Below are 8,643 nucleotides of genomic sequence, written 5' to 3' on the forward strand. Positions count from 1 at the left end.
GGGAGAAATCCCGCTCCACCGGCCGCTTGTTCCAATCGCAAATTACCCTTGGGGAGGGCTGATGGACGGCGCGGTTCCGCTCTTGCGCATGGAAGGCATATCCAAGCGCTATGGCGGCGTACGGGCGCTGGAGAAGGCTGATCTGTCGGTTTCTGCCGGCAGCATCCACGCCATCCTCGGTGAAAACGGCGCCGGCAAATCCACATTGATCAAGGTCATGGCCGGTGTCGTGGCGCCCGACGAGGGCCGCATGATGCTGGACGGGCGCGAGGTGACCTTCGCTTCGCCGGGTGCGGCGAACAAGGCCGGCATCGTCTGCATCTTCCAGGAATTGTCGCTGATCCCCGAACTCAGCGTCGCCGACAACATCGTCATTTCCGATCCGCCCAAACGCTTCGGCATGATCGACCGCAAGGCGCAGCGCCGCATCGCGGAAGATGCGCTGGCGCGCGCGGGGGCAGCCGATATCCACCCGCTGGCGTTGGTGAAGGACCTGCCGCTGTCGCGCCGGCAAATGGTCGAGATCGCCAAGGCCTTGGCGCGCAAGCCACGCATCCTCATCCTCGACGAGGCGACCTCGGCGCTGACGGCGGCGGATGTCTCGAGGATTTTCGAGGTGCTCAAGCGGCTGCGCTCGGAAGGGCTGGCGCTGCTCTATATCTCGCACCGCATGAATGAGATCGCCGAATTGGCCGACCAGTGCACGGTGTTTCGCAACGGCCGCAATGTCGCCAGCTACAAGGCCGGCTCGAAGAGCGACAATGAGGTGGTCGAACTGATGATCGGCCGCGAATACAGCCACATCTTTCCGCCCAAGCCGACGGCGGTGCCTGCCACCGCCGCCCCCAGGCTCGAGGCCCGCAAGCTTTCCTGGGCCGACCGGCTGGACAACATCTCGCTGACCGTCAGGGCCGGCGAGGTGGTCGGTCTCGGCGGCCTCGATGGCCAAGGCCAGCGCGAATTGCTGCTCGCCTTCTTCGGCGTGCTGCGCGGGCTGTCCGGTCAAATCCTGATCGACGGCAAACCGGTGGCGATCGCCAGTCCATCGGCCGCCCGCGATGACGGCATCGGCATGGCGCTCATTCCCGAAGACCGCAAGACGGAAGGGTTGATGCTGCCGATGACGGTGCGCGAGAACCTGTCCTTCGCCGCGCTCGACCGGCTGTCCAGGGGCGGCATCATCGACCGCACGGCCGAGCAGCGGCTGATCGACGACATGGTCGGTCTTCTGGCGATCAAGACGGCGGGGCTCGACATTCCGGTCGGCGCGCTGTCGGGCGGCAACCAGCAGAAGGTGGTCATCGCCAAATGGCTGATGCGCCAGCCGCGCATCATCCTGCTCAACGATCCGACGCGCGGCATCGATGTCGGCACCAAGCAGGAGCTCTATCAGCTGATGCGCAAGCTGGCGGATGCGGGTGCGGCGATCCTGTTCTATTCGACCGACTATGACGAGCTGATCGGCTGCTGCGACCGGGTGCTGGTGCTCTATGACGGGGCGGTCAAGCGCGAGCTGGTCGGCGCCGAGATCACCGAGCGGGCGCTGATATCGAGCGCGCTCAACATTGATGGCAAGGAGAGCCCGGTGAGCCTGGGAGCAAGTGCGTGAAGGATTGGCGCTACTGGCTGGCCGAGCAGCGCGGAACGCTGCTGGCGCTCGGCATCTTCATCGTCATGTTCGCCATCTACAGCGCGAACCATCCGGCCGGCTTCAGCGCCAATGTCGTGCAGACGGCGGCGAACAAAGGCGTGCTGCTCGCCTTCGTCGCCATGGCGCAAACGCTGGTGGTGATCACCGCCGGCATCGACCTGTCCGTCGGCATGATCTTCCTGCTTACCAATTGTCTCGCCTCCTGGCTGGTGGTGGGGACGCCGATGCAGACGGCGCTCGGCGTCGTCGCCGTGCTGGCGGTCGGGCTGTTGTGCGGCGCCATCAATGGCGCCATCGTGATCTACGGGCGGCTGCAGCCGATCGTCGCCACCATTGCGACGGGCGCTGTCTATTACGGCATCGGCCTTCTGCTGCGGCCCTTTCCGGGTGGTTCGGTCAATGAGGATTTGGCCGATGCGCTGACCGGCCGCGTTTTCGGCGTGGTGCCGGCGAGCCTTGTCGTGCTGCTGGCCGTCGTGCTGGTGGTTTGGGTGCCGTTCAGCCGCTCGGTGCTCGGCAGGGCGGCTTACGCGGCCGGATCCTCGGAGACGGCCGCCTACATGTCCGGCGTGCCGATAAGGCGCGGCAAGTTCGCTGCCTACGCGCTGGCCGGGCTGCTGGCCGCGATTGGCGGCCTGTTCCTGACCTTCTTCACCTATACGGGCGAGGCGGCCTATGCCAGCGGCAACGCCTACACGCTGTTTTCGATCGCCGCGGTGGTGCTGGGCGGCGTCTCGCTGTTCGGCGGCAAGGGCAGCGCCATCGGCGCGATCTTCGGCGCGCTTGCCTTTCGCACCATCGGCGACCTGTTGTTCGTGTTTGATTTCGATCCGCTCTGGCAGCCCTTGTTCCAGGGCGTTATCCTGCTGGTCGCCGTCAGCCTCGGCGCCTTCGCCCTGTTTCGGGTCCGCAACCGGCTGGAGTGGTTCCTGTGAGCGAGACGACCTTGGGCGGCATTGCCGGCCGCATGCCGAAATTCATCCGCCGCGCCGATCCGGCGGTGCTGACGGCTTTTGCCTGCATCGTGATGCTGCTGTTGCTGGGCAGCCTCTATTCGCGCAGCTTCCTGTCGCCTGAATATCTGCTGCAGCAGCTGAAAGTGGCATCGTTTCTCGGCGTCATCGCCACCGGCATGATGCTGGTCGTCCTGCTCGGCCAGATCGACCTGTCGGTACCATGGTCGGTGGCGGCAGGCGCGATGATGGCCTGCGCGGCGGCCGCCTACGGTCCGGTCGGGGTGGCGCTGGCCATTCCGTTCGGCATCTTCTGCGGCGTGCTGATCGGCATCGTCAACGGCATTGGCGTCGCCTATCTGCGCATCCCCTCGATGATCATCACGCTTGCCACCAACGCCGTCGCGCAAGGGCTGATGGTGGTTTACACCGGCGGCTTCTCGCCTCAGGATTCGGCCACCGGCGCCATGCGATACCTGGCCACGGGCTTTGCCATTCCGGCGGTGCCCAATGCGGTGATCATCTGGGCGCTGATCGGCGCCGCGATGGTGTTCGTGCTGACCCGCACCGCCTTTGGCCGCACCGTCTACGGCATCGGCAACCGCGAGCGCGCCGCCTATCTCTCGGGCATCGACACAAGACGCGTGGTGATGATCGCCTTCGCCGTCTCCGGCGGGCTCTCCGCCTTTGGCGGCGTGCTTCTGGCCGGCTATGCCTCCAAGGCGGCGCAGTCGATGGGCGACGCCTACCTCCTGCCGTCGATCGCTGCCGTGGTGCTGGGTGGCACCTCGATCCTGGGCGGGCGCGGCTCCTATCTCGGCACCGTTGCCGGCGTCATCCTGATCACGCTCCTGCAATCCATCCTGTCGGTCATGCAGATGCCGGAAGCGGGGCGGCAGATCATCTATGGCGTGGTCATCGTCGCCATGCTGTTGCTCTACGGCCGCGCGCCGGCAAGCCGCTGACCGTGGACGACAAGGCAGCGCAGGCGCCGTCGGGCGTCTCCGGTTCGGCGCCCCCCGCGATCGTGGTGATGGGCGTCGCCGGCTGCGGGAAGTCGGCCGTCGGAACCGCGCTGGCGGAGGCGCTGGGCGCGATCTTCATCGAGGGCGACAAGCTGCATCCGCCGGAAAATGTCGCCCGCATGGCAAGCGGCGAGCCGCTTACCGACCAGCTGCGCGAAGGCTGGCTCGACGCGATCGGCGAACGTATCGTTGCGTCGGTCGGCCAAGGGCAGGGTGTGGTCGCTGCCTGCTCGGCGCTGAAGCGCAGCTACCGCGAACGGCTGCGCGGCTTCCGCCGCGACATCGTCTTCCTTTACCTTGAGATCGATCCGGCGACGGCGAGTGAGCGGGTCGCCGGCCGCAAGGGCCATTTCATGCCGGCAAGCCTGGTCGACAGCCAGTTCGCCATCCTCGAGCCGCCCGGAATGGATGAGCAGGCGTTGACGCTCGATGCGACGCGCCCGGTCGCCGAACTCGTCACGGATGCGACCCGTTTGCTGCGCCGATCATGAGCCGTCATCGGCACCGATGCTGTGTCGACCCTCTGTCAGGCGTTGGCGACGGGACCACGACATCATCTGCTCGGGGCAATGCTTGAGTGCCTGCAGCAGACAATCACGCTTGAGCAGGATGTAGCTTGCCTGCAGGACCGTGTTCTTGGCTCCATCCCTGGATATACCCGTTGGCGGGCTCGCGGGCACCAACTCGGGGCTCAGGACGGCCCGGTATTGGCTGAAGGGAACCTCTTCGAAGGTCGACATGGCAAACAGAGCCGCCTTGCCCCTGGCGGCGAAATTCGCCGGAGCCGACGCAAGATGCGTCCAGCCGCTCTCGCCCAGAGCGACCTCGGTGAAGGTCGAGCCGGCGTGAATGTTGTTGGTCATCAGCACCACGCCATTCTCCTTCAAGACCTTCTGGATGCGGATGGTGAGTTGATAGACATCGTCGCGGTCGAAGACGAGGCGGCCCTTCAGGAACCGGTTCTCGACATTGACCAGCGGCGGGTTCAGGAAGCGCAGGCCAAACGAAGACTCGGAAACTCCATGCGCGTTGACGCTCACCTGATAGGCCCCGATGCCGGCCTCGTGCAGGGCGCGCTTGCCGAAGATGGTCTGCGAGGTGAACTGATCGCACCAGATCATGGCGCCGTGGCCACGTTGCAAGGCGGCCCGCAGCCCCTCGAGCCCTTCCAGCCGGGTGGTTGGCGACCAGTGTCTGGCGACCAGATGCGCGGCAAGCTGCAGGCGGCGGCGATGGCGGGCCGCGAGCAAGGCCTCGAACAGGCTGCGCGCATCGATATCATCGCCAAGCACTGCGTGGACGGCTTCGGCGTAGGGTGAGAACTCCTTGCGCAGATGCCGCTTCAGGCCAAGTCTGGACACGCGCTGGCAGACCGGCGCCCACCAGCGTACGGGCAAAGCCGCCGCGACCACGAGATACAGGACGGCGAGCAGGCTTTCGCGAGGGTCCCTGTTGGAGAAACGGCGCGGCCTGCCGGGGCGGATCAGCTTGCGGCTGAAAAAGCGCACATCCTCCGCCCGCTCCGGAACGCGAACGTCGGCGATGATTTCAGTGCGGAAGGCGGCCGCGGACGGCGGCTTGCGGTTGCGGGACTTTGCGAACCACGACAGCCTCATCGGTCCAGCCTGTTGTTCAAGACCGCTTTACTGCGTCGATATGGGCCGCGCAACCGCAATGGCGAATGCCGCGCCTCCGGCCGTGGCCTAGATTTGCGACGTCAACTCGACCGGGAAATCATCGTTGTCTGCATCGCGCATGGCAGCGAGGCTGCGGTTGTCCAGCACCTCGGCGATCGCCTGGCGCACCTCCAGCATCATGTGCCGGACCTGGCAGGTCGCCTCGTCGCAATCCTCGCAACGCTGGTACTGCGTACGGCTGGCGCAGGGTATCGGCGCCAGCGGCCCGTCGAGGACGCGCACGACATGGCCGATCTTGATCTCGGAGGCCGGACGGGCGAGGCGGTAGCCGCCTTCCTTGCCCTTGCGGCTCTGGACGAAGCCGGCATTGCGCAACTCGCCCAGGATGGCATCGAGGAATTTCTTCGGGATGTTGTTGGCGACCGCGATGTCGTTGACGAAGGCCAATTGGCCGACCGGAAGACCGGAAAGATGCACGAGGGCCTTGAGGCCGTATTTGCCTTTTTTTGTCAGCATGCCCTGATCAACCCATTGAAGCCCCAACCACCCGCATCTGGCGGCTGTTTGTGTGCAAATAATGACGGCATCGCCGCGCGACGGTATTTCGCGACAACAAGACGCCAAATGGCACGTTAGGCACAAACGCGTTGATTCTTTGTAACGTTTTGCACGAAGGCCGCCGATATTGCGCCGGAAACCGGCCTGCCGGCGCATAAACGAAAAAGCCGGCAAGGCGCCGGCTTTCCCATCCTGTTCAAATCCTGCAACCGTCAGCGGCTGCCATAGGCCTGGTCGAGCAGACCGCCGGCGGCGAAGTGTTCTTTCTGGATCTTGTCCCAGCCGCCGAACACGTCTTCCACTGTCAGTAGGCGGATCTCGGGGAAATCGGCCTTGTATTTCGCGGTCACGGCCGCATCGCGGGTCCGCAGGCCGTTGCGGGCGGCGATATCCTGGCCTTCAGGCGTGTAGAGGAAGTCGAGATAGGTCTTGGCCAGATCGCGCGTGCCGTGCTCGTCGGCGACCTTGTCGACAATCGCAACCGGGAATTCGGCAAGCAGGCTGACCGAAGGCGTGACCTGCTCGAACTTGTCGTCGCCATACTCCTTGCGGATGCCGCGCGTTTCGGACTCGAAGGTGATCAGCACGTCGCCGATCTCGCGCTGCACGAAGGTGGTGGTCGCGGCGCGGCCGCCAGTGTCGAAGATCGGCACGTTGTTGAACAGCTTGGCGATGAACTGCTTCACCTTGGCGTCGTCGCCCTTGAAGGCTTCCTTGGCGTAGGCGGTTGCCGCCAGATAGGTGTAGCGCGCATTGCCCGACGTCTTCGGGTTGGGGAAGATCACCTGCACGTCGTCGCGCACCAGATCGTTCCAGTCCTTGATGTGCTTGGGGTTGCCCGCGCGGACGAGAAACGAAGGCAGCGAATAGAAGGGCGAGGCGTTGTCGGGAAAGTCTTTCTGCCAGTCGGCCGAGACAAGGTTCTTCTTGACCAGGAAATCGACGTCGGTGACCTGATTGAAGGTGACGACATCGGCGCCGAGGCCTTCGGCGATGGCGCGCGCCTGCGCCGAGGTGCCGGCATGCGACTGGTCGATGGCGACGCCCGGATGTTTCTCGACGAAGGCCTTGTTGACCTGGGCGAACAGTTCGCGGCCAACATCATAGGAGGCGTTGAGCAGCTTGTCGGCCGACCACGCTTGGGAGGATGCGAGGAACAGGCCGGCGACGGTGGCAACGCCAAGGAAAAATCGCTTCATGAAAACAGGCTCCGATGCAATGCGCTTATAGCCCGACCATAGCCGCGACGCACGGTGCGCGGCGAGGCATGCGAGGCGATCCATGGCATTGCTGTGCGAAAATACATCGTCAGAAACGCCTTTCATTGGAATTCTGTTCCAGTCAGCCCCCTCTTGCCTTCGGTTTTTACCTTCTTGCATTGCAGCGTCGGGCAGCATTTACAAATGGCATACAAGGAGGCAATCATGCCCCAGCATCGTCATTCAACAACGCCACCGAAGGAGGCGAAACTGTCCCGCCACAACCGCGGCCAGGCGGTGCGCATTCCTGTCGAGTTCGGGCTGCCCGGCGGTAAGGTTCTGGTCAGTCGCGAAGGCAACCGCCTTGTCAAAGCCGGGCTTACCGCGCTGCTCGCCCAATGGGCGAAAGAGCCACCGCTCGGCCCTGAAGACGACTTTCCCGCGATTAACGATCCGCCTGTGCGCAATAGCGCCTGACCCTGAGGATCAGGTAGTCGGAAACAGTTTCCAACGTCCCGGGCGGAAAGCCACCCGGCTCTTCTGCGCCGCCGGGTGATCGACCGGCAGTTCGATCTCGACCCGCCGGCGTTCGCCGCCGATCTCGAGCTCGACGCGCCGCGTGCCGGCGACACGGCGGCTGGCGGCCACCGTGCCGGCGATGCAGCCGCTGCAGCCGTCCAGCAGTTCGACATCGTGCGGGCGGAAATAGAGCGTCGCATCGCCTTTTGGCGCGTGCGGCGCCGACAGCCCGATCGGACGGTCGGCGAGCCAGATCTCGCCGTTCTCGACCTTGACGGGGAGCGAGCTCGATTCGCCGATGAAGCCGTAGACGAAGGGCGAGTTCGGCGTGTCGTAGATGTCGTCGGCGGTGCCGACCTGCTCGATGCGGCCCTGGCTCATCACCACGACGCGGTCGGCAAGCTCCAGCGCCTCTTCCTGGTCGTGGGTGACGAAGACGGTGGTGTGGCCGGTGGCATCATGGATTTCGCGCAGCCAGCGGCGCAATTCACGCCGCACCTGCGCATCGAGCGCGCCGAACGGCTCGTCGAGCAAGAGCACCTTGGGCTCGATCGCCATGGCGCGTGCCAACGCCACGCGCTGGCGCTGGCCGCCGGAGAGTTGTGCCGGATAGCGCTTTTCCAGGCCCGAGAGCTGGACGAGGTCGAGAAGCTCGGAGGCGCGGCGGCGGATTTCCTGCGCCGGCGGCCGCGATGGCCCGTGCCGGACCTTGAGGCCGAAGCCGATATTGTCGGCCACCGTCATGTGCCGGAACAGCGCATAGTGCTGGAAGACGAAGCCGACATTGCGCTCCTGGATCGATCTCTGCGAGGCGTCCTCGTCGCCGAAGAAGATTTTTCCCCGCGTCGGCCGCTCCAGCCCGGCGATCAGCCTGAGCAGCGTCGTCTTGCCGGAGCCGGACGGCCCCAGCAACGCGATCAACTCACCCGACTTGATGTCGAGCGACACGTCGTGGAGCGCGGGAAACCGCTCGAATTCCTTGCGCACATTGGCAACGCGAACTTCCATTTAAAGAACCTTCTAATGCCCGCGCGTCGCGGCGAGTTCGGCGCCGTAGCGCATCTCGAGCAGTGTTTTCAAGACCAGTGTGACCAGCGCCAG

At 64.7% G+C, this 8,643-nt stretch carries 9 protein-coding genes; 5 read left to right on the top strand and 4 right to left on the bottom strand.

Going from position 1 to position 8,643, the window contains the following annotated elements; translation table 11 throughout:
• Positions 1-61 precede the first annotated feature (61 nt).
• The 4 genes from LB568_RS24875 to LB568_RS24890 are packed head-to-tail and all read left to right on the top strand — an operon-like array spanning position 62 to position 4,120.
• The gene (locus LB568_RS24875) at positions 62-1,609 is read left to right on the top strand and encodes a sugar ABC transporter ATP-binding protein (RefSeq protein ID WP_013894575.1); all 1,548 of its coding nucleotides are present in this window, start codon (positions 62-64) and stop codon (positions 1,607-1,609) included.
• Positions 1,606-2,586 (top strand): ABC transporter permease, encoded by a 981-nt coding sequence (locus LB568_RS24880; RefSeq protein WP_013894576.1) that lies wholly within the window; start codon positions 1,606-1,608, stop codon positions 2,584-2,586. The genes LB568_RS24875 and LB568_RS24880 overlap by 4 nt, the downstream gene beginning before the upstream one ends.
• Positions 2,583-3,569, top strand: a complete 987-nt coding sequence (locus LB568_RS24885) for an ABC transporter permease (protein ID WP_013894577.1) — start codon at positions 2,583-2,585, stop codon at positions 3,567-3,569. Before LB568_RS24880 ends, LB568_RS24885 begins: the two co-directional genes overlap by 4 nt.
• Positions 3,570-3,571: 2 nt before the next feature.
• Entirely contained in the window at positions 3,572-4,120 is a 549-nt protein-coding gene (locus tag LB568_RS24890; protein ID WP_013894578.1) for a gluconokinase, read from the top strand.
• Here LB568_RS24890 and LB568_RS24895 read toward each other — a convergent pair.
• The 3 genes from LB568_RS24895 to LB568_RS24905 all read right to left on the bottom strand — a co-directional run bounded on the left by LB568_RS24895 (position 4,115) and on the right by LB568_RS24905 (position 7,023).
• A complete protein-coding gene (locus LB568_RS24895) occupies positions 4,115-5,245 on the bottom strand; it encodes a hypothetical protein (RefSeq protein ID WP_224731517.1) in 1,131 nt (376 codons plus the stop codon). The genes LB568_RS24890 and LB568_RS24895 overlap by 6 nt on opposite strands.
• Before the next feature lie 87 nt (positions 5,246-5,332).
• Positions 5,333-5,782, bottom strand: coding sequence for an RrF2 family transcriptional regulator (locus tag LB568_RS24900; protein ID WP_006202816.1), 450 nt, complete (start codon positions 5,780-5,782; stop codon positions 5,333-5,335).
• A 254-nt stretch (positions 5,783-6,036) separates the two neighbouring features.
• On the bottom strand, positions 6,037-7,023 hold the full coding sequence (locus LB568_RS24905) for a sulfate ABC transporter substrate-binding protein (RefSeq protein WP_013894580.1): 987 nt from the start codon (positions 7,021-7,023) through the stop codon (positions 6,037-6,039).
• Between the two features lie 225 nt (positions 7,024-7,248).
• On the opposite strand from LB568_RS24905, the gene LB568_RS24910 reads away from it, so the two are divergent.
• On the top strand, positions 7,249-7,500 hold the full coding sequence (locus tag LB568_RS24910; RefSeq protein WP_013894581.1) for an antitoxin: 252 nt from the start codon (positions 7,249-7,251) through the stop codon (positions 7,498-7,500).
• A gap of 9 nt (positions 7,501-7,509) precedes the next feature.
• Here the strand turns inward: LB568_RS24910 and LB568_RS24915 are convergent, their stop codons facing one another.
• Positions 7,510-8,550: a sulfate/molybdate ABC transporter ATP-binding protein gene (locus LB568_RS24915; RefSeq protein ID WP_013894582.1), complete on the bottom strand. Its 1,041-nt coding sequence runs from the start codon at positions 8,548-8,550 to the stop codon at positions 7,510-7,512.
• Positions 8,551-8,643 lie beyond the last annotated feature (93 nt).

The organism is Mesorhizobium sp. B263B2A (assembly GCF_020165775.1).
Classification (GTDB): domain Bacteria; phylum Pseudomonadota; class Alphaproteobacteria; order Rhizobiales; family Rhizobiaceae; genus Mesorhizobium; species Mesorhizobium opportunistum.